Annotated in this window: 3 protein-coding genes; all 3 read left to right on the forward strand. The window is 39.4% G+C overall.

The window, feature by feature from the left end:
• Positions 1-2 precede the first annotated feature (2 nt).
• Genes V7137_RS29990 through arsC form a run of 3 tightly spaced genes read left to right on the forward strand, consistent with a single transcriptional unit; the run spans position 3 to position 1,452 of the window.
• Positions 3-347, forward strand: coding sequence for an ArsR/SmtB family transcription factor (locus tag V7137_RS29990; protein WP_335701447.1), 345 nt, complete (start codon positions 3-5; stop codon positions 345-347).
• A gap of 30 nt (positions 348-377) precedes the next feature.
• Positions 378-1,019 (forward strand): MIP/aquaporin family protein, encoded by a 642-nt coding sequence (locus V7137_RS29995; RefSeq protein ID WP_335701448.1) that lies wholly within the window; start codon positions 378-380, stop codon positions 1,017-1,019.
• A 13-nt stretch (positions 1,020-1,032) separates the two neighbouring features.
• Positions 1,033-1,452, forward strand: coding sequence for an arsenate reductase (thioredoxin) (gene arsC / locus V7137_RS30000; RefSeq protein ID WP_335701449.1), 420 nt, complete (start codon positions 1,033-1,035; stop codon positions 1,450-1,452).
• Positions 1,453-1,513: the final 61 nt, after the last annotated feature.

Genomic DNA, 1,513 nt, shown 5'->3' on the forward strand with positions numbered 1-1,513 from the left:
TGTTGAAATCAAAAGTAGACTTGGAGAAAGCTGCGACTGTTTTAAAATTATTGGGCGATAAAACACGCTTAACCATCGTAGGTATTTTAAAACAACGTGAGTGCTGTGTTTGTGAATTTCTAGAAGTATTTGAGATGAGTCAGCCATCTATCAGTCAGCATCTTCGCAAGTTAAAAGATGCAGGGATGGTGAAGGAAGAAAGAAGAGGGCAGTGGATTTATTATTCCCTGAACCAGCAAAGTGAGCTATATGGACTTATAGAAGATATATTGGAACACGTACCGCTCCAGACAGAGAAAATTACACAGATTGAAAAAAGCAATCCTACGCTTCGTTGTGGTTGTTGACCAATTGAATCAACAAGGGGATTAAACAGAATGAAAAAAAAGCTAATCAGTGAATTTTTAGGAACTTATTTTCTTGTTTTTGCTGGAACTGGCGCAGTAGTGATAGATTCGATTACTAAAAGTTTAACTCATGTTGGCGTAGCCCTTACATTTGGGCTGGTCGTTATGGCATTAATTTTCACTTTCGGTCATCTTTCAGGTGCACACTTCAATCCAGCCGTTACCATTGGATTTTTAATTCATGGGGATATAAATAAGAAGGAAGCACTTAATTATATTGTTATTCAAATCATTGCTGGAATTGCAGCTAGTGCAACGTTATTATGTTTATTTGGAAATGTTGCAACACTTGGTACCACTTTACCAAGAGGTTCATGGGGCCAATCGTTTGTTTTGGAATTTATCCTTACATTTTTCTTGATGATGGTTATATTCGGTTCTGCGGTTCATGGTAAAGCGGTAAAATCCTTCGCAGGAATAGCGATTGGTGCAACAGTTGGATTAGAAGCAATGTTTGCTGGTCCAATCTGTGGTGCCTCTATGAATCCCGCAAGGTCCATTGGGCCAGCCCTCGTATCAGGAACAACTCAACATTTATGGGTGTATATTGTCGCAACTATATTGGGAGCAGGCTGTGCGGCAATTATTTATAAAATACTACACGAAAAATAAAGGAGAATACATCATGACTAAAAAAACAATCTATTTCTTATGTACAGGTAACTCATGTCGCAGCCAAATGGCAGAAGGTTGGGCTAAAAAGCATTTAGGTAATGAGTGGGAAGTGAAGAGTGCTGGCCTTGAGGCACACGGATTAAACCCAAATGCCGTAAAAGCAATGAAGGAAGCTAGTATTGATATTTCAAAACAAACATCTGATGTAATCGATCCTGAAATTCTTAATAACGCAGAGTTAGTTGTGACGTTATGCGGACATGCAGCAGATCACTGTCCTGTAACTCCACCGCATGTAAAACGAGTTCATTGGGGATATGATGACCCAGCAAAGGCCCAAGGGACTGACGAAGAAAAATGGGCATTCTTCCAACGTGTCCGTGATGAAATCGGAGATCGCATCAAGCGTTTTGCTGAAACCGGTGAGTAAGATAGAATGTAATAGCCAAGAGCAAAAATACTCTTGGCTTAAATTGTAATATCTATATAAG

Origin of the sequence: Neobacillus drentensis (assembly GCF_036962765.1) — a bacterium.
Lineage (GTDB): Bacteria > Bacillota > Bacilli > Bacillales > Cytobacillaceae > Neobacillus > Neobacillus drentensis_C.